A 25,837-nucleotide genomic window follows, 5' to 3' on the forward strand; every position below is an offset into this window, starting at 1 on the left:
TCAACACAAGTTTATTTAGGAAATAGTTATGTCAAAACCCGACGTTAAAAAAGTTGTTTTAGCCTATTCAGGCGGCTTAGATACCTCTGCCATTATTCCATGGTTGAAAGAAAATTATGATTGTGAAGTAGTCGCCTTTGCGGCAGATGTTGGCCAAGGCGATGAAGAATTAGAAGGTCTTCGTGAAAAAGCCATTAAAACCGGTGCCAGCGAATGTTATATCGTTGATTTGAAAGAAGAGTTTGTTGCTGACTATATTTATCCAACAATCAAAACTGGCGCGGTATACGAAGGAGAATATTTACTAGGTACTTCAATGGCTCGTCCAGTAATTGCGAAAGCACAAGTAGAAATTGCCCGTAAAGTAGGCGCAGACGCGCTATGCCACGGTTGTACTGGTAAAGGTAACGACCAAGTACGTTTCGAAAGTACTTTTGCAGCTCTAGCACCTGACTTACAAGTTATTGCACCTTGGCGTGAGTGGGATATGGTTTCACGTGAAGACTTATTAGATTACCTAGCAAAACGTGATATTAAAACCAGTGCTTCTGCCACTAAAATATACAGCCGTGATGCAAACGCTTGGCACATCTCTCATGAAGGTGGTGAATTAGAGGATCCTTGGTGTGAACCAACCAAAGGCATTTGGACCATGACCGTCGATCCAGAAGATGCGCCAGACAAGCCAGAAAGCGTTTCCCTAAGTTTTGATAAAGGACAACTTACTACAGTTAACGGTGTTGCTCTTTCGCCATATAACGCGCTAGTTGAACTGAACAAAATTGCAGCCAAACATGGTGTTGGCCGAATCGATATCGTTGAAAACCGCTTAGTCGGCATGAAGTCTCGTGGATGTTATGAAACTCCTGGCGGCACAGTCATTATGGCTGCGTATAAAGCGCTAGAGTGCATGGTTTTAGATAAAGCAGCATTAAAACACCGTGAATATTTAGGTTTAGAGTTTTCACACGTGATGTATGACGGACGTTGGTTTACTGCTCTTTCCGACTCATTGTTAGCAGGTGCCGAAGTATTTGCGCAACAAGTTACTGGTGACATCGTCATTAAGCTATATAAAGGTCGCGCTACTGTTACTCAACGTCGTTCACCAAATAGCTTGTATTCAGAAGATTTTGCCACCTTCGGACAAGACGATGTGTATGACCAAAAACATGCTGAAGGATTTATTCGTTTGTTCAGCTTATCAAGTCGTATTGCAACCTTAAATAAAAAAGCGCGCGACGCGAATAAAGGAAACTAGTCATGGGTTTATGGGGAGGCCGCTTTCAAGAGGGCAGCAGTAATATGTTCAAACAGGTCAACGACTCGTTGCCCTTTGATCGGATTTTGGCCAGCCAAGATATTCGCGGTTCAATTGTGTGGTCACGTGCCATTGCTAAAGCAGGTGTATTGACCACTCAAGAACAGCAACAAATAGAAGCTGCTTTAAATGAATTGCTAAGCAAAGCCGAAGCAGATGAATTGGATTTTGATGCCAGTAGTGAAGAAGATATTCACAGTTTCATTGAGTCTGCGTTAATTGAAAAACTTGGTGATCTGGGAAGAAAGCTTCATACCGGTCGCAGTCGTAACGATCAAGTCGCTACCGACTTTCGATTGTGGTGTAAAGAGCACCTAGAAAGCTTGAAAGACGATTTACTGGCAATCAAAAGTGCGCTGGTATTGTCTGCTGATCGCAACAGAGACGTCATCTTACCTGGTTACACCCATTTGCAACGAGCTCAACCAGTACGATACCCGCATTGGTGTTTGGCTTATGTTGAGATGATCAAACGCGACATTAGTCGTTTAGAGGATTTGCTGGTAAGAATGAATCAATGCCCATTAGGCAGTGGCGCGCTAGCCGGCACGGTTTACGCCATTGATCGTCAGGAAATTGCTGAACAGCTGAGCTTTGGCTCTCCTTGCGCCAACAGTTTAGACGCCGTATCCGATCGAGACTATGTTTTAGAACTATTGTTTTGTGCCAGTACTTCAATGATGCATTTATCGCGCATGGCTGAAGATCTTATTTTCTTTAACTCTGGCGAAGCCGGCTTTATCACCCTTGGTGATGCAGTCACTTCAGGCTCGTCATTAATGCCGCAAAAGAAAAATCCAGATGCATTAGAATTAATGCGCGGAAAATGCGGCAGAGTATTTGGAAGCTTACAAGGCTTGTTGGTTACCATGAAGGGTCTTCCCTTGGCTTATAACAAAGACATGCAAGAAGACAAAGAAGGTGCCTTTGATGCAGTTAATCAATGGCATATCTGTTTGTGTATCGCTGCAGAAGTGGTAGACACTATTGAGTTAGATGCTCAACGGACTGCTCAGGCGGCCAAACAAGGTTATGCCAATGCTACCGAAATGGCAGATTACCTTGTTGCTAAAGGTATTCCATTTAGGACGGCACACGATATTTCTGGTCAAATTGTTCTAGCAGCCATTGAGCAAAACAAACCCATTGAAAATTTAAGCATAGCTGAATTGCAAACCTTCAGTTCAGTAATTGAAGATGATGTATATGCTGTATTAGAGCTTGAATACTTAGTGGACAAACGCAATATTTTGGGTGGCACAGGTGCTCATCCAGTGTTTGCAGCCCTTGATGCAGAACTGAAAAGTTTAAAGAGCTGAGGAACGAAAGATGGTGATGTCAGACATTGATGGCGTTAGGTTGTTTCGCAACTCAGCACCCTATATTAATTCTCATAGGGGCAAAACGTTTGTTTTAATGTTTGGTGGCGAGGCCGTTGAGGATGTTAATTTTCCTAACATTATCAATGATATAGCCTTGCTCAACAGTTTGGGTGTGAAGCTTGTTTTAGTGCACGGTGCAAGGCCACAAATCGATCAGCGCATTGCATTAAGAGGGGTTGAAAAACGTTTCAACAATAATATTCGTCTCACCGACAAACAAACCTTGGAATCTGTAAAAGACGCTGCAGGCTCGGTGCGCTCGCAAATCGAGGCACTATTAACCATGGGGCTAGCTAACTCGCCAATGCACGGAGCTCATATTCGTGTGTGTTCTGGTAATTTGGTTGTGGCTATGCCCATGGGCGTTAGAGAAGGCGTCGATTTTGAGCATACCGGTGTGGTAAGACGAATTGACGTGATGGGCATCAACGATCATCTTCAGGATGGTTCAATCGTATTGCTTTCCCCCATGGGTTACTCGTCTACGGGCGAAGTCTTCAACTTATCTCATGAAGATGTCGCCACACAGGCTGCCATCAGCTTAAACGCCGATAAGTTGATTGTTTTTTCTGAACATCAGGGCATTTTAGATGAAACAGGAAAGCTGCGTCGTAATATCGATTCAGCCCAATTATCTGATTTGCTTGAAGAAGGTGCCAGAGAAGACCAGTTAGGAATATTGGATGCCATTAACCAGACAATAGCCGCTGATATTCCTCGCTGTCACTGTGTCAGTTACAAAAAGGACGGCGCCTTATTGCAGGAGTTGTTCACCCGTGACGGTTCAGGCTCGCTTGTTTCTAAACGCCATTACGAGCAACTTAGAAAAGCACGAATTGAAGATGTGGGCGGGATCCTACAACTGATCAATCCTCTCGAAGAAAAAGGTATTCTGGTTAAACGTTCTCGAGAACTCCTTGAAGCGGAAATTGAACAGTTCACGGTCATAGAGCGAGACGGTATGATTATCGCCTGTGCTGCCTTTTATCCTTACCCGCAGGATGGTACTGGTGAGCTTGCCTGTGTTGCTACCCATGGTGATTATCGCGGCAAAAGTCGTGCTGAACGTCTGCTCGAAGCAATTCGACAAGATGCCATTGAGCAGGGTTTAGAGAGTATTTTTGTGCTGACGACAGTGACTGCACATTGGTTTCAAGAACAAGGATTCGTTTTGGCCAGCATTGATGCGCTGCCTGAATCGAAAAAGTTGTTATATAACTTTCAAAGAAATTCGAAAGTATTTGTAATGGCCCTTGATAAATAAACAGCCTTCTTATCTTGATGTGGGCTGAGCTCAAATTGCGAAACTATTTGACTGCGACAACACTGCCAACTATTTAACATAAATAGTTGGCAGTAAATCGATTAAATACTAGTACGTTTGTATTGACGATATTTAGGGTTCCAGAAATTAGCTTCAATACTAGCTCGTAAAGCTTCGTCAGAGGTCTCTAAAGCCAAACCTTGTTGTTGCGCAACCTTGCCTACTGCAAATGCAATCTTTTTACTCAGACTAGCAATGTCGGTTAAAGGCGGTAACAAAGATCCCTCACCTTCACTTGCTAGTGGCGAAGCAAGTGCTAAGGCTTCACTGGTTGCCATTAACATTTCTTCACTGACCAATCGAGCTTTTGTGGCCACCACACCCAAACCAATTCCTGGAAAGATATAACTATTATTACATTGGGCAATGGGGAAAATACTGCCGTTATATGCAACAGGAGCAAAGGGACTTCCGGTAGCGATAATAACTTGGCCGTTGGTCCATTCAATAACTTGCTCGGGTCTTGCTTCAACCTGACGGGATGGATTACTTAATGGGAAAATAATCGGCAAATCACAATTCGCTTTCATTCCGCGAATAACTTCTTCAGTAAATAGACCTGGCTGTCCGGAAACCCCAATTAGAATGTCTGGTTTTGCATGCGTAACTACGTCTAACAAGCTCGCCCATTCATTTTCAGTATTCCACTGCTTAATCACCTCAGGATTTTGTACTAACTTTTGCTGGAAGTCGCGAAGGCCCTGCATACCATCAGTTAACAAGCCAAAGCGGTCAATCATGAACACTTGCTGTCTAGCTTGAGCGTCGCTAATTCCCTCCTGGCACATACGACTGATGATCATTTCTGCAATACCACATCCTGCAGAACCTGAACCCACAAATACCACTTTTTGCGCACTTAATTTAACACCTTTGCTCAAACAAGCTGCGAGGATTGAACCTAGAGTAACCGCTGCTGTACCTTGAATATCATCGTTAAAACAGCAGACCTGCTCACGGTAACGTTCCAATAATGGCATGGCATTAGGCTGTGCAAAGTCTTCAAACTGAATCAAAACGTCAGGCCAACGTTTGTGGGCTGCTTGAATAAACATATCGACAAATTCATTATATTCATCGCCAGTAATACGTTTATGACGCGCGCCCATGTACATAGGATCGTCGAGCAATTTTTGATTATTTGTCCCTACATCCAACATCACCGGTAAAGTATACGCAGGACTAATTCCGCCACATGCGGTATACAGTGACAATTTACCAATGGGTATACCCATTCCACCAATTCCTTGGTCACCTAAGCCCAAGATCCGCTCACCATCAGTTACCACAATGACTTTTACTTTACGTTTAGTGGCATTACGCAGAATATCGTCTATTTGCGTTCGTTCAGAATATGAAATAAATAAACCACGAGAACTGCGATAAATATCCGAAAACTGTTCGCAAGCATCCCCAACCGTCGGGGTGTAAATAATCGGCATCATTTCATCGATATGAGACTGCACTAATCGATAAAACAAGGTTTCATTATTGTCTTGTATCGCGCGCAAATAAATATGCTTGTTAATGGGTGAGGAAAAACTGGAATATTGCATATAAGCCCGTTCGACCTGCTCTTCAATGCTTTCATAGCGTGGCGGCAACAAACCGGTCAAATTGAAGTTTTCACGTTCTTTGGCGGTAAACGCACTACCTTTATTTAACAGCGGCGTCTCAAGTAGTGAAGGGCCAGAATGGGGAATATACAAGTATTTAGAAGTATTGCTCATTAGAGGTATTTTTTTTCCAGTTTTCTCTTTGTTATCAAGAGGATTTAAAGTGATTAGGTGTCAAGTAATAGCAAGTTTAACGAATATTCAGCTAAACTCAGTATCAATTTGTCTGGTCAGATGTGCATCAGAATTATTTATCTAATAACTCATCCATTTTCGCTCAATTTAAATGCGCCTCCGGCTCCTAAGTTAGCTACCAATTTACATTAGCGAACTTAGGAGTAAGGAACATTTGTTCTTATATATACGTTTGAAAAGTGAAACTTCCCTATCGGATCTAAAAAATATCTTCAGGTTCCACACTTTCTGATTGATCGCTTTCAAAGGGATCAACAACAGAGTCAGACTGAACTGAAGAGGTTGGCTCGGTACCCTTTATGAAATATTCAAACATAGACGTATAATCTGTACGTGTTGTGAGTTTACCCGTTGCTCTATCAATTCGAACCGTGATGATATTTTCAGGCATAGGTTTAATTTCTTGAGGCACACCATCAAGCGCTTTTTCCATAAAGCGAATCCATGCAGGTTGAGCTGCTTTCGCGCCATCTTCCGCGCCGATCATGGCGTTGCCAATCCAGTTAAATTTTTCAGGATTTTCGTTTATCAAATTCTGGTTACGAGATGTACGGCCGAGCATACGACTCATATCATCAAAACCAACCCAAGAAGTAGCCACTAACCCTGGCGCAAAACCACTAAACCAAGTATCCCGAGAGTCATTGGTTGTACCGGTTTTACCCGCCAGATCGGTGCGACCAAGAATGTTTCTCGCCCGCCAGCCAGTGCCAAGCCAATAGGTATTGCGCTGGGGATCATTGCTCCATCGACCATTTCCTCGAACAGCTGTACGCATCATTTCGCGCACTAAAAAGGTATTTTGCGCAGACACCACTCTTTGGGCTTGGATTATTTCAGGCTGAGAATCGGCTTCATCTTCTGGGAAACCGTTTAATTCAGCCGCCAACAAAGCCTCGATTTGCTGCTCTGTGAGCTCCTCTGAATTAAGCTCTGATGCATTGGTTACAGATGTTTGCTCAGCATTGTGAGTTTCACATTCTTCACACACTTGCGGAGGATTAGCTTGCCACAATATTTTGCCGTGCTCATCTTCAATACGTTGAATAAAATGAGGGCGCACATAATAACCGCCATTGGCAATAACCGACATTGCAGTAGCAACCTCTAGGGGAGTTTGTGAACCTGAACCTAGTGATAAGGTTTCATCTTTCGGAATTTCAGCGCGGTCAAAACCAAATTTACTCAGATGGTCTGCCGCGGCATTAATACCAATTGCCCGTAATAAACGCACTGACACTACGTTTTTCGATTTGCCCAAGGCGACCCGCATTCGAATTGGTCCGTCATACACAGCTGGCGAGTTTTGTGGCCGCCATGCTGTGCCAGTACTTGCATCCCACTGATTGATAGGAGCGTCATTAATAATACTTGCTAAGGTGTAACCCTGTTCTATTGCTGCGGAATATATGAAAGGTTTAATATTCGAGCCTACTTGTCTTTTAGCTTGAGTCGCGCGATTGAATTGACTCTGATAAAAACTATATCCACCGACGATTGCCTGCACCGCACCGTTTTTAGGATCCAGTGCCACAAAAGCACCACTCACCGTTGGCAATTGCGACAATTTCCAGATCCCTTCCTCGTTTTGTCTAATCCAGATCAATTGACCTGCAGCCACTATGTCAGCAGCACTTTTAGGATCCGGTCCTTGGCGATTGTCGTCAATGTAGGATCTTGCCCAATGCATACCCTGCCATTCGATAGTTTGATAATTTCCTTGGCCATTAAAAACCACAAAACTGGTTTCATCAACCTGGGTAACAACTGCTGGGTTAAGCACTCCAATTGGCGTGTAAGCGTCCAAAACCTCTAGCATTTGTGATTCGTCCCAAGGTTCAGAATCCAAGGCTACCAATTCAGTATTTTGATCTTCACTGTTGTTTAGGCTTTGATTGTCATCTGGCTCTCCCCATAACACGCGAATAGGACCACGATAACCATGTCTTTCATCATAATCATGTAAATTACGTATTACTGCTGTTTGTGCGGCAAACTGCAAATCCGAAGGTGCGGTAGCGAAAACTTGATATCCGCCAGTTTCAGCTTCTTCTTTGCCATACAATTCAACCATTTCATTATAAATAAGATCGGCCAAATAAGGCGCATCTAACTGAATCTCAGCACCGTGGCGTTTAGAAATGACAGTTTCATTGCTGGCCTGATCAAACTCTTCACGGGTAATATATTCCTCATCGAGCATTCTTAACAATACGACTCGACGACGCGCTTTCGCTCTTTCTGGGCTGGAAATTGGATTCAAAGTAGAAGGCGCTTTAGGCAGTCCAGCAATAGTCGCTACTTCAGCTAAACTGAGCTCATTAACGGATTTTCCGAAATATACTTGAGCAGCAGCACCAAACCCAAAGGCACGATGCCCCAATTCAATTTTGTTTAAATACAGCTCTAAGATTTCATCTTTACTGAGCAAACCTTCCATGTGCCAAGCAATAAAGATCTCTTTTATTTTACGTATATAGGTTTTATCACGGGTTAAGAAAAAGCCTCTGGCTAGCTGCATCGTGAGGGTACTACCACCTTGCCCACGTTCGCCGGTTAAGACTAAATTCACAAAAGCCCGCGCTATGCCGATAGGATCTATACCAGGGTGTTCGTAAAAGCGACTATCCTCTATAGAAAGTACGGCATTTATTAATGATTGCGGGACTTCATCTAACTCTAACGGAATACGACGCTTGACCCCAAACTGTGAAATTAGTTTGCCGTCTTGTGTATAAATCTTCATGGGGGTTTGTAAGCGCACATCTTTTAGCACTTCAACACTTGGAAGATCGGGTTTGATATAAAAGTACATACCTACAATCGCTATCGTACCTAGCAGAAATGCGGCTATACTCATTATTAATAACAGTTTGATGTACTTCACAAAAATAAAACTACCAGAGCAAAATTGACTAAATGACTTATATTTTATACCTATGTACCGTTATTAGAACCATTAAAAACAAAAAAATGAGTAATAATGGTAAAACTAAAGCAACTAAAATGATTCGGAACTAACTGTGTTGAAAGAACTTTTCAAGAAAAAAGCTTCACAAATGATAGGTCTCGATATCGGTACACGGTACGTTAAGGCTGTTTTGTTTGAACAAGATGGCAACCAGACTAAGGTGCAGAGTTTCGCATGTGAGCAGATAAACGGCAATGCCTTTGCTGACAGAGAAATAAAAGATTTTGACGCCATAAGCAATGTGCTCAAAAAAGTGAAGTTGTCACTGAAAAGCAAAAATAAAAATGTAGTAGTCGCGATATCTGGAAGTTCGGTATTGAGTAAAATAGTTTATATGGATCCAGATCAACAGGACTTCGAGTTAGAAACCCAAATAGAAATCGAATCTGATAGTCTAATTCCTTATCCGTTAGAGGAAGTATATCTGGATTTTGAAGAGTTAGGTGAGAGTAAAACTCACATCGGTAAAGTAGATGTGTTGCTCAGCGCAGCCCATAAAGATGTGGTCGATAGTCGCATCACATTATTAAGAGAAGTGGAATTTGTTCCTAAAATCGTCGATATCGAAAATTATGCTTTGGGTAATGCAATTATCGAGTTCGCTGAATATCCCGCAGATAAACCAATATTGTGTTTTAATATTGGTGCCTCTCAATTACAACTCTGTGTCGTAGAAAATGACAGAGTTATTTATAGTAAAGAACACAGTTTTGGTATGAACAGCCTTATTCAAGATCTCAGCATAATCCATACCTTAGATAAATCAGAAACTGAACAGCAATTAGTAAACGGTGAGTTACCTGCAACATGGCGCGAAGATACCTTCCCAATATTTTTAGCGAACTTAAATCAACACATCAGCAAAGCAGTACAAATGTATATCAGTTCAACTGGCGCTGAGAGGCCAGAATCTTTGATGGTTTGTGGTGGCGGGGCAAATATAGAAGAAATTGCCGCGGCACTTGAAGGTGAATTGGCAGTGGAAGTCACCCTTTTCAACCCATTTGAACAAATGCAAATCTCTGAAAAAGCTGAACAGCAAGGTTTTCAAAAAGTTGCGCCACAACTAGTGATTGCAGCTGGTTTAGCATCTAGGAGTTTCAAACCATGTCACATGTAAATCTATTACCATGGCGAGAAGAGCTTAGACAGAGACAGAAAAAAGATTTTTTAACACTATTATTTGCAGTCGCTCTGTTTGTGATGATTATTGTGTATCTGGTGGGCATGTTAATCGATAGCAAGATTGCCAGCCAAAACCAACGTAACGCTTTTCTACAAGGTCAAATCGCGGTTTTAGATGCAGAAATAGCCAAAATAAAAGATATTAAAGACAGCAAGAAAGCCATTGAACAACGCATGGCCTTGATTGAACAATTACAAACCAGTCGCAACGTTGCGCCTATCGTATTTGATGAACTGGCTCGCTTGGTTCCCCCAGGTGTTTCGTTTCGCTCCTTCTCCCGTCAAGGCAATACCGTGGAGTTATCCGGGGTGAGCGAATCGAATAACCGCCTATCTTCATTTATGCGCAAGATTGAAGATTCAAAGATATTTGGTCAGGGTGAATTATCATCCATTGTGGCTGATACCTCAGCGCCCGATGCAGTCAGCGAGTTTAAATTAACATTTACCATAAACTCCTCAGTGGCACCGGACTTCTCTGAAACACCAGCAGAGGGTCAAAAATGAAATTTGATGTAAATAAACTCAAAGAGATGAACGAACTGGATTTCGAACAGGTCGCGAATTGGCCATTCGAAGTGAAAACCGTAGTTGCGCTTTTTGTAGCGATTTTAGTCGCGGTCGGTGGTTATTACGGATTAATCTCCTCTAAATTACCTGTGTTAGATAGAACCCAAGCCGAAGAAGTAGAGTTAAAACAGACATTTGCCGCTAAATACAGAATTGCGGTTAATCTAAAAGCCTATGAAGAACAGCTAGCCAGAATAGAAGCTGACTTTTCGTCAATGTTAAAATCACTGCCTACCAGTAACGAGACACCTGGCCTCATTGATGACATTACCTTTGTGGGCACGACTGCAGGATTGAATTTCAAACTGATTAACTGGCAACAAGAAATTCCTAAAGAGTTTTATACTGAATTACCGATTCAAATGGAAGTCACCGGTAATTACCATGAATTTGGCCAATTTGTATCTAACATTGCAGCATTACCGCGGATTGTGACTTTACATAACTTTGATATCACTCAACAGGGTTCTGAATTACGTTTACAACTTCAAGCCAAGACATATCGCACAGCGGTTTCGGAGCAAGGCCAATGAAAATAATCGTTTTGATAATGGCTGTTGTCATGCTGGCAGGTTGTGAGGCGCAAACGGATGACTTGGTAACCTATGTGGTCGAAGTTAAGCAAAGCACCTCTATTAGCATAGAACCCTACCCCGAATTTAAAACCCAACCTGCTTTTGAATACAAAGCGGGCGGACTCCGCAGTCCATTTAAGCGACCTCGAAATGTAGCGGTACAAACGGTTGAAGCGAAACGCGAAAACTGTTTGCAGCCTGACTTCAACAGAACCAAAAGTCCATTGGAGGCATTTGGATTAGATGCACTAACGATCTCTGGTACTTTTACCAGTCAAGGACGACAGTGGGCCTTAGTAACAGCCAATGATGGTTCGTTACATAAAGTCACGACAGGAGACTACATAGGTTTGTTCTTCGGAAAAATTACATCGATCAACAATGGTAATATTTCAATCGAAGAAATGCTGCCTGATGGCGCCGGATGCTGGCAAAAAAATAAAGCAACACTGAGTATGTCTTCACAGGCAGGAGAAAATAATAATGTCTGAACGTTTTATCTTTAATCATAAACTAAATAAAGCTAAGCATAATTGGATTTGGCTGAGTTTAGTACTTGCCGGAATATCTTGCGTTTCGTTTAATTCAGCGGCCCAACAAGTTCAGCCAGTATTAGTTGACCCAGAAAAGAAGGTGGCGAGTGTTTTTCGTTCCGAGTTGACCGATCTCAATTTCAAACGCAATTCAACCGGCGGTGCACGTGTCACTTTAGATTTTAATAATGCTGATTTCCAAATGCAGTTATCGCAAGGAAATCAAAAGCTGATTTTAACCCTGCCTGCGGTCAAACTTGCTGATGACCAGTTATTCACCCTTGATGTCATAGACTTCGCCACACAAGTATCCGATATAGAAACCTTTCAGGAAACGAAAGGCAGTAAAATTGAATTTAAATTACTCAGCAAAGCTAACTTTACCCATAAAAAGAATGGCAATCAGTTAGTAATTGAAATTGAAAAAGACGATCAACCAGAAGCTAGTAAAGCCGAATCAGCCTTTACCGGTGAGCCGATTTCATTAGACTTCCAAGACGTCCCTGTTCGACAAGTATTGCAAATTATTGCACAGGTGAACGGGTTCAATTTAGTTACCACAGACACGGTAAATGGCAATGTAACCATTAGTTTATCTGGGGTGCCATGGGATCAAGCTCTTGAGATGATTCTAAAAATTAAAGGCCTAGACAAACGTCTTGAAGGTAATATTCTTCTTATCGCCCCTTCTGAAGAACTCACAGCGCGAGAAACACAGCAATTACAATCTAAACAACAAGTGGCTGATTTAGCACCTCTGAGCGCGGTAAATATTCAAATAAACTATGCCAAGGCAGCTGAAATGGCAGCGATTCTAAAATCTGCTGATGCCAGTATTCTCAGTGCAAGAGGCTCAGTAACCATTGATGAGCGCACCAATACAGTATTGCTACGTGATACCGCGGCCTCTGTTGAGGAAGCTCGTGCATTGATAAAAGCTCTGGATATTCCCATCAAACAGGTGTTAATCGAGTCAAGAATGGTTACCGTACGAGATAATGTCGATGAGCAACTTGGCGTTAGATGGGGCATCAGTGACAGCACTTCCGATGGCGGTATTTCTGGCTCGTTAGAAGGCGCGAACGACATCGCAGCTGGCATATTCCCTGATTTGACTGATAGGTTAAACGTTAATCTCCCAGTCTCTAATCCTGCGGGCAGCATTGGAATTCAAATCGCTAGACTGGTCGATGGTACCATCATTGATTTAGAACTAAGCGCGCTGGAGACCGAAAATAAAGGTGAAATTATTGCTAGCCCACGAATTACAGTGGCCAATCAGCAGGAAGCCTATATTGAACAAGGTACTGAAATTCCTTATGTACAAGCAACATCAAGTGGCGCGACTTCTGTAGAATTCAAAAAAGCGGTATTAAGTTTAAAAGTTACACCGCATATCACTCCTGACAATCGTGTCATTTTGGATTTGGTCGTAACTCAAGATACTCGCGGTGAAACTGTCTCCACTTCGACTGGACCGGCGGTAGCAATCGATACCCAAGAGATCAGCACTCAGGTATTGGTAGAAAATGGTGAGACCATTGTACTAGGGGGGATTTTCCAACAGACATCAACTGATGACGTGTCTAAGATACCGCTGTTGGGAGACTTGCCAGTTGTTGGTAGCCTGTTCCGTAATTCTCAAAAGGTAAATGAAAAACGTGAACTATTGATTTTCGTTACACCTAAAATTTTGGTTGATTCCCTATAACCAATTCACCGATTTTATTTTTGACGACTTAAGGGCAATGTTATTGCCCTTTTTTACTGCTAAGTCATGTACCAGTCAATTGAATATTTTGAGATTTTTTGATTGTGTCTGGCAAATTTAGGTTCAAGTTTAACGCAATCAACATTAGACTCTGTATGAATCGCTAGATTGTCCCTGCTTACTGTTTTATTTATCCATTTTTGACATATTTTAGGGTTTGTTAACCGCGACAATGGAAGCAGATAAGGCATCTTTACAGCAATAGATTTAATCTTGGAACAAATTAAAAGCAACAAAACTTGCAAATTTCAGCATATAACTGAGATAATCGCGCTCTCGAAATTTCGACGAGGTCATGTTCAGACCAATTACTTAAACGAATCGAGTCAATTTTATTTAATTATCTAATTGATTAAATGGGACTTTTACGTAATTGGAATAATTCAAATTGGGCTGCAAAACCCCAGTTAACTAAAGTTGTGATAAAAGCAAAAATGGCAGAAAAGCGTAATATTTTTCTTGTTGGTCCTATGGGGGCTGGCAAAAGCACGATAGGAAGGCATCTTGCCGACGAACTTCATCTTGAGTTTTTTGATTCCGATCAGGAAATTGAACGCCGCACTGGCGCGGATATCGCGTGGATATTTGATTTAGAAGGCGAAGATGGTTTTAGGCTTAGAGAAGAGACCGTGATTAACGATTTGACTGACAAACAAGGTATTGTTTTAGCGACCGGTGGTGGCTCTATTGTCAGTAAAAATGTACGTAATCGTTTGTCCGCCAGAGGCATTGTGGTTTATTTGCAAACAACCATAGACAAACAGGTTGCTCGTACTCAACGAGACAAGCGCCGTCCTTTATTGCAAAAAGATGATCCGGAAATGGTTTTACGCGAACTTGCAGAATCTCGCAATCCTCTTTATGAGGAAGTGGCAGATTATATTGTCGATACTGATGATCAAAGCGCAAGAGCAGTCGCTAGCCAAATCATAGATAAAATCGGACTTTAATAAGACCGTTTCACACAAGAGGTTGTGCGCTCATGTCAACAATTAGAGTAGAGTTGGGTGAGCGTAGTTACCCAATCAATATAGATTCAGGTTTACTGACTTCCAAAGATTCGTTTAAAGACCAAATTCAAAGTGGCAAGGCGATAGTCGTTACTAACGAGATCGTCGAACCTCTTTATTTGAATTCGTTATTAAGCGCGTTAGATGGTGTAGACGTGAAGGTTGTTTGTTTGCCAGATGGTGAACAACACAAAAACCTTACTCAATTCGAAGCCGTAACAACCCAACTTTTAGAACAGCATGCGGCAAGAGACACAACGCTGATTGCATTGGGCGGCGGCGTAATTGGCGACTTAACTGGATTTGTTGCGGCCTGTTTTCAACGGGGCATCCCCTTTATTCAAGTTCCTACTACGCTACTATCTCAAGTGGACTCATCGGTGGGCGGCAAAACAGCCGTTAATCACCCTTTGGGTAAAAACATGATCGGTGCTTTCTATCAGCCGAAATCTGTTGTCATTGATATCGATACCTTAAAAACCCTGCCAGCAAGAGAGTTTGCAGCAGGAATGGCCGAAGTGATCAAATATGGAATCATTTACGATGCCGAATTTTTCAGTTGGTTAGAAGAAAACGCCCAAGCCTTGAAAGACCTCTCATCTGAGCATTTGAAATACGTAGTACACCGTTGTTGCGAAATAAAAGCTGAGATCGTTTCTAACGACGAAAAAGAGCACGGTATTCGCGCACTGTTGAACCTAGGTCATACTTTCGGTCATGCTATAGAAGCCGAGCAAGGTTATGGCAATTGGTTGCACGGTGAGGCCGTTGGTTGCGGCATGGTGCTAGCGGCTGAAGTCGCCTACAACAAGAATTGGATATCAAAATCAGATTTAGAACGAATGATTAAGCTTATTGCGTTATTTGATCTGCCCATAAACGCCCCTGAGCACATGAATTACGATATTTTCATGCAACACATGCAACACGACAAAAAAGTGCTATCTGGCGCGATTAGGTTCATAATTCCTACAGCCATTGGCAAAGCCGTCGTTACTAAAGATATAGAACCCGACATATTACAAAATATATTGAATAGCTAAGAGAAGGGATTGTGGCCATAAACGAGTTGCATAGTCGACTGGAATATTTAGTTTCATACTCGTCTCAGCTCATATTTATTAGCTGTGAAAGTTTGTCGCAACAGCAATCCTCATTACAGCAATTTATAGCCAAACAGCACGAAAACACTGAAGTTGCTTTTATCAATGGTGAGAGCACACTTCGTGATTCAGATTATAGAAACGAAATATACCGTCAATTGGTCAGCCACCCTCTTTCGCCCAACGTACCACTTGATGAGCAACTAATTCAGCACATATCCAAAGACGCCGGTCCAATATTGCTTTGTATCTGTGCGGCACAACACATATCAACAAAGTTGTTAAACGAACTTTGGAGTTTAGTTCTAAAAAATAAGGACCTGCAAAAAGGTCATCATCTAAATGTATTGTTATTCGGTAGTCCAGAGTGGACGGAATCGGCGAAGTCAAACTTGGCCAAAGATAATCAACATTTGCCGATATTACTGAGCTCTGAAATTGTCACGACGAATCAATTTACGCAAAGCTATAGTCAAAGTATCAGCCAAAAAAGAGCGGAGATTGATCAACGATTCAAGACGACAGTCGACGCTGAATCCGAGTCAATAATCACTAAACCACTGTTCAAAATTTTAGCAGGAATGGTCTTTTTAGGTATTTTTTCGATGTTGGTATTTTGGCAGTATCCAAACGAAATAAAACAGTTTGTCGACCCACATTACACGGTTGTCGATGAGCCTGTTGACGAGCTTGCAGAAGAGCAAGTAATCGACGTTATGCAGTCCCTGGAATCTATTCAATTAGACGACAATATGCCGTTAGAGAGTGACTTACCTAACGTAGAAAAAACCGAGCAAATAGAGCAACAACAGGATGAAGTTAGCCAATCGTTGCAGCTAGAAAACAGCGAACAACAGTTACCCGTTGACCATTCTCAAGAGCTTGTTACTAGCTGGCAACAAGAAGTTGAAAAGCAGCAATTACAGGTCAAACAAGAAAAACAATCTAAACAGGCAGAACAACAAGAGCGAGCAACAAAAGCGGAACAAGCTAAGTTAGTATTGCCACCAGCTAAACACCCTATTCTTGAATTGGATGATAACCTTTTCGTTTTACAATTGGCTTCAATGAGCGACCCAGCCGTGGCCGAGAGATTCATAACTCAGCATGGTTTACAAGAAACCAGCTGGATATACACCACTCAACGTTTTGGTGGTGATTGGCATGTGGTAATTTTCAAAAAAACCTTTGCCAATGTTCAACAAGCGCGGCAGTATACGGCCTCCTTACCCGATAGCATTGACAAAACAGTTCCTTTTGCTAAATCAGTTAAACAAATTAAGGTAGAATTGGCAGTACCTCAGCAATAACCTCGTTGTAGTTACACCAAAAAGCGGACATGAAGAAAAACAAAAATCGGGCATTTCTGAAATGGGCAGGCGGAAAATACGGACTGATTGACGAAATTTGCCAACGTTTACCCCAAGGTAACAAGTTGATCGAACCTTTTGTTGGTGCCGGTTCTGTTTTCTTAAACACCGAATACCCTCAATACGTTTTGAATGATATCAATCCTGATCTCATAAACCTTTACTCTATTATCAAAACGCAGGCAGAATATTTTATTAAAGAGTCTGAAAAGCTTTTTAGCCCCTCGAATAATCAGGAAAAAAGATTCTACGAATTGCGTAAAGAGTTTAATCACTCTGATGATCTATTTTTTAAATCGATTCTGTTTTTATATCTAAATCGACACGGCTATAACGGGCTTTGCAGATATAATTTGTCTGGCGGATTTAATGTGCCTTTTGGTCGATACAAAGCACCTTATTTCCCGAAAAAAGAACTATATTATTTTGCTGAAAAATCGCAAAAGGCCACCTTTACCTGTGAGCCATTTCAACATACTTTTGCGCGCGCTAGATCGGGAAATGTCATCTATAGCGATCCGCCGTACGCACCAATTAGTTTAACCGCTAACTTCACCCAATATTCCAAGAATGGGTTTTCGTTAGATGAGCAGTTATTGTTAGCCAAATTAGCAAAGCATAATGCAAAGAAAAAGTCGGTCAGTGTTTTAATAAGTAATCACGATACACCTTTTACCCGAGAAATTTATTCTCAAGCAGATATAACAAGTTTGATGGTAAAGCGAACTATCAGTCAAAAAGGCGATAAAAGAGTAAAAGTGGGTGAGCTACTGGCCCTTTATACCTAGTTCTGCTGATGACAAGTAGGTTTAGTGGTTAGGTTAATTGAGCGCGATATTGACCACGGCAACTAAGCCGAGAATTAACGCAATCACGAAGACCACACCAACCAAGAGAAATGGAACGAAGGACTTTTGCTGAAAGTCATGCTCATAATTTTGGTGTGATTGCACACCAAAAACACTGGCAGCGACGCTTTTAAAAACGCCCCAAAGGCTGTTGTTTTGCTTAGGCTTTGACAATTACTGTGCACCCGATGGAACAGTAGACTTGTTATCTGCGGCTCTAGAAAGTAGCTCTAGCAAGTCTAGATAATGGAATTTATAGCCAGATCGTCCAGAAAACCAACTCGTCCAACTCACGTTTTTCTGATTAGCTGAGGCGCATCGATTAATTGGATGTGAGATAGGTAGGTTTTGATTAAATTCAATTACATCAATGTTTTGGCAGAAATCATCGGTGTTTGAAAGCTGAGTTTTGAGCATAAAAACCATGCCAAACATAACCGTACCAATTGAAAAAACTGCTTTCAACTTCCTGTTCATGTAACCACCTTAGATTAAAGCCATTACGCCCTATTATACGTGTGTTGATAAAATGAACAACTATCTTTTATCCCAATTTTATGTCGCTTGTCCTAAGTATTTAGAATTTACGACAACCTACATTCATTTCAAAGCAGCTTTATTTAACCATAAACGCAAAAAAGCCAACTCGAAAGTTGGCTCTTAAGGCGTTTCAATTTAACTAATAAATTAGAACGATGTACCCCAGCTAACAACGAATTTAGTATCGTCATCACCTGATTCATCATCTGCTTTTGAAAGGCTCAATGTAAAATCACCTTTAGATAGATCAATTTGGAAGTGACCAAAATCAACATCGCCGTATACTTCGTCATCACTGTCAAAGTCATAATAACCGTATGTTAAACCAAGACCAAATTCATTCGGAAGATCAATACCATAGCCTACGCTGTAGTAAAGGTCACCTGTTCCATAAGGTGCATCGTCGTCATATTGACTGTTTACTGTGTAAGCTACGCCAAAAGAAAACGCTTTGTATGTACCGTTGAAATAAATTTCGCCGAAATCAGAATCTTCAAAACCCGTTGCAGGATACATGTAATAAATGTAACCAACATCATAACCGAAGTCACCAGACTCACCGCCGTAACCTAAGTAGAAGTCGTTTTCAGTGCCATCACCGTTACCCCAGTCAATTGAACCAACCCAAGTACCCGCATAAAAACCACTTTCATCTGAGTAGTCGATACCGCCAGAAACGGATACATCGTTAGAGCTTTGACTCATACCACGCCAAATGTAGTTACTTGTTGCACCAAAGTTAGCTGAAACCTCAGCCTGAACTAAGGAACTAAAACTGGTTGCAGAAAGTACAGCAACAGCCAATGCGGCCAATTTCAACGTTTTCATATGTGTTCTCCGAAATTTATATTGTTTTCAATGTTTTAATTTTTATTATTATTATTATTTTATTTTTGTCGCTGGCATCAATAAGGCAATTCTGATGCCGCTTATTTATACAATCTTTACAAGAACGTAACTTATTGTTTCTTATTAATAAAATTTAATTATCAATAAATAAAGTTTATATTGAAAAGCAACCTATGGTGATATTGAAGCACCAGATTAGTTCTTCAGCACCAATCTGGTGCACCACTTTGAGAGCGCTAGCGCTTTTTTCATAAACCATTTTTCTTTACACTATCGTCAAATTTTTTTGGAGAAGTTCATGAGTCCTTTTTTAATTGCTCCTTCTATCCTTTCCGCTAATTTTGCTTGTTTAGGAAACGAAGTGGATAGTGTGATAGAAGCTGGTGCAGATCTAGTCCACTTCGATGTGATGGATAACCATTACGTTCCAAACTTAACGGTAGGTCCGTTAGTGTGTGAGTCATTGGTGAAACACGGCGTAACAAAGCCGATTGATGTGCATTTAATGGTAGAGCCTGTTGATCAGATGATTGAAGACTTCGCCAAAGCTGGCGCAAATCGAATCAGTTTCCACCCTGAAGCAACAAAGCATTTAGATAGAAGTGTGCAATTAGTTATCGAAAGTGGCTGTGAGGTTGGATTAGTGCTGAACCCGGCGACGCCGTTAAATTGTCTTGACCATATAATAGATAAACTAGACTTCATTCTAATGATGTCAGTTAACCCTGGATTTGGCGGACAACAGTTCATACCGCAAACACTGGATAAAATCAGATCTGTTAAACAAAGGGTACAAGCATCGGGTAAACAAATTCGAATTCAAATTGACGGCGGCGTAAAAGTCGATAATATTCGCAGCATCGCTGAAGCAGGGGCCGATACTTTTGTTGCTGGCTCAGCCATATTTAATCAGCCAGATTACAAACACGTCATAGACCAAATGCGCGCAGAATTAAGCAAAGTGAATATGGCTTAAGCGTGTTTCTAACCTTTAAGAAGATAATTTTATAATATGAGTAAACCAATTGTATTAAGTGGTTGTCAGCCGTCTGGACAACTGACTATAGGAAACTATATGGGCGCATTGCGCCAATGGGTCGATATGCAACAAGATAATGATTGTTTGTATATGATTGTCGATATGCATGCAATTACAGTGCGTCAAGATCCTAAAGCCCTCTACAACGCTTGTTTAGACGGTTTATCTTTATACTTAGCTTGTGGAATAGATCCAAGTCAGAGTACCATTTTCATGCAGTCCCATGTGCCAGAGCACGCCCAATTGGCTTGGGTGCTTAATTGCTATACGCAAATGGGTGAATTGAACAGGATGACTCAATTCAAAGATAAATCAGCTAAAAATGTGGCTAACGTTAACGCTGGCTTATTGACCTACCCTGCTCTTATGGCTGCTGATATTTTATTGTACCAGCCAAATAAAGTACCTGTAGGTGATGATCAAAAGCAACATTTAGAACTTACCCGCGATGTGGCCACACGTTTCAACAACTTATATGGCGACGTGTTTACGATCCCAGACCCATTTATCCCTGAGTTTGGTGCCCGCATAATGAGTCTTCAGGATCCAAGCAGTAAGATGTCGAAATCTGATTCGAATCCTAATAACTTTGTTGGCTTATTAGAAGATACTAAAAAGATTAGTAAGAAAATTAAGCGTGCAGTAACGGATTCAGATGAGCAGGCGCGCATTTATTTCGACAAACAGGAAAAACCTGGGGTTTCCAATTTATTATCGTTATTGTCCTGTGCAACAGGTAAAAGCATTGATAGCTTAGTACCTGAATACGAAGACAAAATGTATGGTCATTTAAAAGGTGATGTGGCCGATGCGGTTGTTGCGTTGCTAGAACCTATTCAAGCTAAGTTCCACGAAATACGTTCAGACCAAGACTATTTGAATACGGTTATGCGAGATGGAGCTGAAAAAGCCAGTGCTCGTGCCTCTGTAATGATTCAAAAAGTTTACCAAGCAGTTGGATTTATACCAAAGCCTTAGCGCTGATTAGGAAAACATTTTTGGAAAGTTACGGTTCTGCGGGTAATCCTTTTTTGGAAAGTAAATTGTCATGCTATTGTTGATCGATAACTATGATTCTTTTACTCATAACCTTGCTCGTTATTTCCGAGAATTGAATGTCGAAGTGCAGGTAGTGAGAAATGACCAGATAACCTGTGAGCAAATTGCCCAACTTGCACCGCAATATTTGGTTTTCTCCCCTGGGCCTTGCACGCCCAATGAAGCGGGAGTCACACTAGAAGCTATTCGCACTTTTGCAGGCAAGATCCCTATTCTTGGGGTTTGTTTAGGACATCAAGCAATCGGACAAATATTCGGTGCAAAAGTGGAAGTGGCCGAACACATAATGCACGGTAAAACCTCCAGTATTCGCCATAACTCAACCCCCCTTTTCGAAAATATTGAAGACCCATTTATTGCCACTCGTTATCATTCTTTGATACTGAATTGCGATTCATTACCGAAAGAGTTTGATATTACCGCTTGGTGTGAAGAATTTAGCCAGTTCGAACCTATGGCGATAGAGCACAAAATTTGGCCATTAATGGGCATGCAGTTCCACCCTGAGTCACTTTTAACTAAAGTAGGGCATAAATTATTAAGTAATTTTGTTAAGATTGCCGATAGATGGTGGTTAGCTACAAACGAAACTATTTAAAGTGTTTTTTCAACTCTACAAGTCTGCTAATTTACAATAGTACATCCCAAACCTAATTCAACGGCAATAAGAAGAATCAATGAGCGAACTTTTGGCATTAAAAAACGAAATCAACCTACGCTTTGATTACCTGACTATTAGCCTAAAATTAGCCCAGCAGCATATGGGAGCAGGTACAGAAACAAAGGATGTTGAATTGCCCGCGAATAGTGAAGCTCAGCGCACACTGCTGCAAGTTGAGAAACAAGCTAGACATGATAAAGAGCTCAATCGACGTTCTCACACTAACTATGTGCAAGATATCCAAAACATGGTTCATAATGAGGTTATCAAGCGCTTAGAAGCTCAACTCGAAGATACTGATAAACTATTCAACGAAGTGTTAGGCTTTGACCACAACCTGCCCGCACTACTTGATTCGCTGGCGGCCAAATCAACTTCCATCAGCAAAATTGAACCTATAGCGGCTGGAATGCCTTGGCTTTATGATGAATTGATTAGGCTTATCAATACCCCTAAATATCGTAGAGTAGACTCAAATGGCAAAGTAGTTGTAGTTGAAAGTTTAAAAACCGCGTTAAGCTATCTAGGCGTTGAGAATATTAAGATGCTGATCCCTTCCATAGCATTTCGACGTTGTTTACCGCAAATTACCGATCCTTTTCCAAAAATCAAAGTGCAAATGATGGATGCGTCTATTGGTACAGCGATGTCATGTAAAAAGTTAGCGCAATTGAATAAACTAGATAGTTATAATGCCTTTCTACTGGGGTTATTCCATGACTTCGGTAAAATAGTAATAGTGCGCCTATTTTTTAAATTATTTGAGCAGGTGCACAGAGAAGCGGTACTCGAAGCGCAAAATGAGCGCAAGAGAGATGAACATTTTGCGTTGGGGGAAGTTGTACCTTCAGAAACGTTTTTACTCAATGCGTTAACTACCTATGGTTATTCACTAAGCACAGAGCTCATTTCGCGGATGCCATTCAAACGACTGGTTTTTGTTGAAGCCATGAACGAATTTGCTAACTACAAAGAAATAGGCGAAATGTCTCCATTTGGTAAAGTACTAGCCCAAGGTGAAGCCTACAATCGATATCGAACTCTTAAATCGAATAAGTTGATTTCCTTAGACGAAGCAAAAATATATCTACGTCAATTTTGCTTTCCTAAAGGTGCTTTGGGCGAATTGAAGAAAACTAATTTGCGAGATTTTGATATAATTTTGGATGAAAAATAATCAAAACGTCTCAGTAAATTCGTTTATCCCCATAATTTTTAAAATTTTTTTTACATATTCATGCAACTATCATGATTGCTTTATGATCTTGTGAATTAGATAAACTCTCAATTCTAGTTAGAATCTAATTTCGCTGTAAGTAAATTTAATCAAAACAGTTCAGCCTCAAAAGCGGCTATCCATAGACAATTTTAGAGATGCATAAAATTGTATGGCGTAGCACAATTTTATGCATAAACAGCAGATTGCTTAGTTTAAATAGTTATTCACTATTCCTGCAAAATTAGCCGCATCCCTTTAAATTTAAGGGTTTTCGGCGTTTACCCTAGAGACAGATTGAATAAAATCTGACACAATGCGCAGTCCAAATTGGTCGTTCGGCAAGTATTTTTTGGTGACCAACCCAGTATTAATCACAAGTGAAAATAGACGTCCAGAATTTTAAGTGAGGTAAAGAATGCAAGTAACACGCGCAACGTTTGACGAAGTTATGGTTCCCAATTACAACCCAGCGGCAATTGTTCCTGTAAAAGGTCAAGGATCTCGAGTTTGGGATCAGGAAGGAAAAGAATACATAGACTTTGCCGGTGGTATCGCTGTGAACGTATTAGGCCATTGCCATCCTGATTTAGTCGCCACCTTGAAAGAACAAGGCGAAAAATTGTGGCATGTCAGTAACGTATTCACCAATGAACCGGCTCTTCGCTTAGGTAAAAAATTAACTCACGCTACCTTCGCTGATAAAGTTTACTTTGCAAATTCAGGTGCAGAAGCAAACGAGGCTGCACTGAAACTAGCTAGACGCTACGCACTAGAGCATTTTGGTGAAGACAAAAATCAAATCATCGCTTTTAATCAGGGTTTTCACGGACGTACATTTTTCACCGTAACTGTTGGCGGTCAATCAGCTTATTCTGATGGTTTTGGTCCTAAACCAGGTGCTGTTGAGCATGTGGATTTCAACAACCTTGATGCACTTAAAGACATTATCTCGGATAAAACCTGCGCCGTGATTATGGAACCTTTGCAAGGTGAAGGTGGAGTAATCAGTTCTAGCCAAGAATTTGTAGAAGGCGTGCGGGCTTTATGTTCTGAACACAACGCATTACTTATTTTTGATGAAGTGCAATCGGGCGTTGGCCGTACAGGACATTTATACGCATATATGGGCTTAAACGTCGTCCCTGACATCCTCACAACGGCAAAATCATTAGGCGGCGGTTTCCCAATCGGTGCAATGCTAACCACCTCTGAAATAGCGGCTAGCTTGAAAGTCGGCACGCACGGAAGTACTTACGGTGGTAACCCATTAGCTTGTGCAGTTGCAGAAAAAGTTTTAGACATTGTTAACACGCCAGCGGTTCTGCAAGACGTTAAGCGTAAAGAAAAACTATTCCGCGATGGTTTAGAAAAAATTAATCAAAAGTTCAATGTATTCAGTGAAATTCGCGGCCAAGGTTTATTAATTGGTTGTGCCCTGAATGAACAATATCACGGTAAAGCAAGAGACTTTTTAGTGGCTTCTGCTGCTAACAATATGATGTGCCTAGTTGCTGGCGCAAATGTTGTGCGATTTGCACCTTCATTAGTCATCCCTGATGAAGATATCGCCGAAGGTTTAGCGCGTTTTGAACGTGCCATTGAGCATGTTGTAAATAGCTAAGCTAAAACGCAACCAGTAAAGTGAGCACGCTATTATGAAAGTGATCCGTCCTATTGCGTTAAATGATTATGATGCCTTGTATGATATTGCTGTTGAGTCAGGTATTGGTTTTACATCACTGCCTGTAAACGAGGCTTTGTTACGACGCAAAATAGAACAATCTGAAATTGCTTTTCGAGAGAAAGTCGATAAACCCGCTAATCAAAGCTATTTATTCGTCATGGAAGATACCGATACAAATGAAGTAGTCGGTACCAGTGGCATTGCTGCGACAGTCGGCCTAGAAGACTCTTTTTACCACTATCATTGTGGCAAAGTAGTGCATGCTTCTCGTGAGCTTAAAATCCACAACACTGTGGATATTTTAACGCTTTGTAACGACTACACAGGTGTGTCTGAAATATGCACTTTGTTTCTCAAAGAAAATGCTCGTAAAGGCAGTAATGGTCGATTGCTGTCAAAATTTCGATTTTTATTTATGTTAGAGCATCAAACTCGGTTTTCAGAAACAGTAATTGCTGAAATGCGTGGAGTAAGTGACGAAAACGGCACCTCTCCATTTTGGCAATGGCTGGAAGAACATTTCTTTTCAATGGACTTCCCCACTGCGGATTATTTAACCGGCATTGGAGACAAAGTCTTCATTGCCGAATTAATGCCCAAATACCCAATTTATGTCAGTTTGTTGAGCAAAGCGGCGCAAGCGGTTATCGGTCAAGTTCATGAAAAAACTCGTCCTGCTTTACAGCTTTTGCAACAAGAAGGGTTTATTAGCCGTGGCTATGTGGACATTTTTGATGGTGGCCCAACAGTAGAAGCCAATATCCAACACATTAGAACCGCCCAAGCTAGTCGTAAGCTGCCGATTAAAATTGACCAGCAAAAAGCCGCTGATGGCGCTTTATGCTACGTAATTAATACTAAGGTAAAAGACTTCAGAGCAATTACCACGGAAGTCTATGTAGATAACGACAACAACTTTGCGTATATCTCTCCCGAAAGCGCTGCAGCGTTAATGGTCGTTGAAAATGACCATATACGATATGCGCCAACCAAAATAATTTAATAACCCAGC

Annotated in this window: 23 protein-coding genes; 18 read left to right on the plus strand and 5 right to left on the minus strand. The window is 41.3% G+C overall.

The features are described from left to right. Positions 1 to 28 precede the first annotated feature (28 nt). The 3 genes from KO530_RS12660 to argA are packed head-to-tail and all read left to right on the plus strand — an operon-like array spanning position 29 to position 3,967. Complete coding sequence (locus KO530_RS12660) at positions 29 to 1,261, plus strand: argininosuccinate synthase (RefSeq protein WP_216048810.1); 1,233 nt, start codon at positions 29 to 31, stop codon at positions 1,259 to 1,261. 2 nt (positions 1,262 to 1,263) lie between these two features. Next, positions 1,264 to 2,640 carry an argininosuccinate lyase gene (argH, locus tag KO530_RS12665; protein WP_216048811.1) on the plus strand — a complete coding sequence of 459 codons (1,377 nt, stop codon included), beginning with the start codon at positions 1,264 to 1,266 and terminating at the stop codon, positions 2,638 to 2,640. A gap of 10 nt (positions 2,641 to 2,650) precedes the next feature. Further along, positions 2,651 to 3,967, plus strand: a complete 1,317-nt coding sequence (gene argA / locus KO530_RS12670) for an amino-acid N-acetyltransferase (protein ID WP_216048812.1) — start codon at positions 2,651 to 2,653, stop codon at positions 3,965 to 3,967. Positions 3,968 to 4,068: 101 nt separating this feature from the next. On the opposite strand, the gene KO530_RS12675 is transcribed toward argA, so the two are convergent. Together KO530_RS12675 and KO530_RS12680 are read right to left on the minus strand one after the other, a co-directional pair. Further along, positions 4,069 to 5,757 (minus strand): NAD-dependent malic enzyme, encoded by a 1,689-nt coding sequence (locus tag KO530_RS12675; protein ID WP_216048813.1) that lies wholly within the window; start codon positions 5,755 to 5,757, stop codon positions 4,069 to 4,071. A gap of 280 nt (positions 5,758 to 6,037) precedes the next feature. Next, the gene (locus KO530_RS12680) at positions 6,038 to 8,725 is read right to left on the minus strand and encodes a penicillin-binding protein 1A (RefSeq protein ID WP_216048814.1); all 2,688 of its coding nucleotides are present in this window, start codon (positions 8,723 to 8,725) and stop codon (positions 6,038 to 6,040) included. 139 nt (positions 8,726 to 8,864) lie between these two features. Between KO530_RS12680 and pilM the strand changes: the two genes are divergently transcribed. The 9 genes from pilM to KO530_RS12725 all read left to right on the plus strand — a co-directional run bounded on the left by pilM (position 8,865) and on the right by KO530_RS12725 (position 17,714). After that, positions 8,865 to 9,929 (plus strand): type IV pilus assembly protein PilM, encoded by a 1,065-nt coding sequence (pilM, locus tag KO530_RS12685; RefSeq protein ID WP_216049197.1) that lies wholly within the window; start codon positions 8,865 to 8,867, stop codon positions 9,927 to 9,929. Beyond that, positions 9,917 to 10,501, plus strand: a complete 585-nt coding sequence (locus KO530_RS12690) for a PilN domain-containing protein (RefSeq protein ID WP_216048815.1) — start codon at positions 9,917 to 9,919, stop codon at positions 10,499 to 10,501. Before pilM ends, KO530_RS12690 begins: the two co-directional genes overlap by 13 nt. Next, entirely contained in the window at positions 10,498 to 11,097 is a 600-nt protein-coding gene (locus tag KO530_RS12695) for a type 4a pilus biogenesis protein PilO (RefSeq protein ID WP_216048816.1), read from the plus strand. Before KO530_RS12690 ends, KO530_RS12695 begins: the two co-directional genes overlap by 4 nt. Then, complete coding sequence (locus KO530_RS12700) at positions 11,094 to 11,630, plus strand: pilus assembly protein PilP (protein WP_216048817.1); 537 nt, start codon at positions 11,094 to 11,096, stop codon at positions 11,628 to 11,630. Before KO530_RS12695 ends, KO530_RS12700 begins: the two co-directional genes overlap by 4 nt. Further along, positions 11,623 to 13,383 carry a type IV pilus secretin PilQ gene (locus KO530_RS12705; RefSeq protein ID WP_216048818.1) on the plus strand — a complete coding sequence of 587 codons (1,761 nt, stop codon included), beginning with the start codon at positions 11,623 to 11,625 and terminating at the stop codon, positions 13,381 to 13,383. The genes KO530_RS12700 and KO530_RS12705 overlap by 8 nt, the downstream gene beginning before the upstream one ends. Before the next feature lie 494 nt (positions 13,384 to 13,877). Then, positions 13,878 to 14,393: a shikimate kinase AroK gene (gene aroK / locus KO530_RS12710; RefSeq protein WP_216049198.1), complete on the plus strand. Its 516-nt coding sequence runs from the start codon at positions 13,878 to 13,880 to the stop codon at positions 14,391 to 14,393. A 32-nt stretch (positions 14,394 to 14,425) separates the two neighbouring features. Continuing rightward, a complete protein-coding gene (gene aroB, locus KO530_RS12715; RefSeq protein WP_216048819.1) occupies positions 14,426 to 15,496 on the plus strand; it encodes a 3-dehydroquinate synthase in 1,071 nt (356 codons plus the stop codon). Positions 15,497 to 15,507: 11 nt separating this feature from the next. Next, complete coding sequence (locus KO530_RS12720) at positions 15,508 to 16,866, plus strand: SPOR domain-containing protein (RefSeq protein WP_216048820.1); 1,359 nt, start codon at positions 15,508 to 15,510, stop codon at positions 16,864 to 16,866. 29 nt (positions 16,867 to 16,895) lie between these two features. After that, on the plus strand, positions 16,896 to 17,714 hold the full coding sequence (locus tag KO530_RS12725; protein WP_216048821.1) for a Dam family site-specific DNA-(adenine-N6)-methyltransferase: 819 nt from the start codon (positions 16,896 to 16,898) through the stop codon (positions 17,712 to 17,714). A gap of 33 nt (positions 17,715 to 17,747) precedes the next feature. Here KO530_RS12725 and KO530_RS12730 read toward each other — a convergent pair whose 3' ends face one another. From KO530_RS12730 to KO530_RS12740, 3 genes are all read right to left on the minus strand, one after another. Then, positions 17,748 to 17,948, minus strand: a complete 201-nt coding sequence (locus KO530_RS12730; protein WP_216048822.1) for a DUF2970 domain-containing protein — start codon at positions 17,946 to 17,948, stop codon at positions 17,748 to 17,750. Continuing rightward, positions 17,949 to 18,251 (minus strand): hypothetical protein, encoded by a 303-nt coding sequence (locus KO530_RS12735; RefSeq protein WP_216048823.1) that lies wholly within the window; start codon positions 18,249 to 18,251, stop codon positions 17,949 to 17,951. Positions 18,252 to 18,461: 210 nt separating this feature from the next. Next, positions 18,462 to 19,142: a TorF family putative porin gene (locus tag KO530_RS12740; protein ID WP_216048824.1), complete on the minus strand. Its 681-nt coding sequence runs from the start codon at positions 19,140 to 19,142 to the stop codon at positions 18,462 to 18,464. A gap of 319 nt (positions 19,143 to 19,461) precedes the next feature. Here KO530_RS12740 and rpe point away from each other — a divergent pair, with 319 nt between their 5' ends. From rpe to astA, 6 genes are all read left to right on the plus strand, one after another. Then, complete coding sequence (rpe, locus tag KO530_RS12745) at positions 19,462 to 20,139, plus strand: ribulose-phosphate 3-epimerase (RefSeq protein ID WP_216048825.1); 678 nt, start codon at positions 19,462 to 19,464, stop codon at positions 20,137 to 20,139. A 36-nt stretch (positions 20,140 to 20,175) separates the two neighbouring features. Then, entirely contained in the window at positions 20,176 to 21,180 is a 1,005-nt protein-coding gene (gene trpS / locus KO530_RS12750) for a tryptophan--tRNA ligase (RefSeq protein WP_216048826.1), read from the plus strand. A gap of 70 nt (positions 21,181 to 21,250) precedes the next feature. Beyond that, positions 21,251 to 21,859 (plus strand): anthranilate synthase component II, encoded by a 609-nt coding sequence (locus tag KO530_RS12755; protein WP_216048827.1) that lies wholly within the window; start codon positions 21,251 to 21,253, stop codon positions 21,857 to 21,859. Between the two features lie 79 nt (positions 21,860 to 21,938). Beyond that, the gene (locus KO530_RS12760) at positions 21,939 to 23,099 is read left to right on the plus strand and encodes an HDOD domain-containing protein (protein WP_216048828.1); all 1,161 of its coding nucleotides are present in this window, start codon (positions 21,939 to 21,941) and stop codon (positions 23,097 to 23,099) included. Between the two features lie 457 nt (positions 23,100 to 23,556). Then, a complete protein-coding gene (locus KO530_RS12765; RefSeq protein ID WP_216048829.1) occupies positions 23,557 to 24,762 on the plus strand; it encodes an aspartate aminotransferase family protein in 1,206 nt (401 codons plus the stop codon). Positions 24,763 to 24,796: 34 nt separating this feature from the next. Next, positions 24,797 to 25,828 (plus strand): arginine N-succinyltransferase, encoded by a 1,032-nt coding sequence (gene astA, locus KO530_RS12770; protein ID WP_216048830.1) that lies wholly within the window; start codon positions 24,797 to 24,799, stop codon positions 25,826 to 25,828. Positions 25,829 to 25,837 lie beyond the last annotated feature (9 nt).

It is taken from the genome of Aliiglaciecola lipolytica (assembly GCF_018860635.1).
In the GTDB taxonomy this organism is placed as follows: domain Bacteria; phylum Pseudomonadota; class Gammaproteobacteria; order Enterobacterales; family Alteromonadaceae; genus Aliiglaciecola; species Aliiglaciecola lipolytica_A.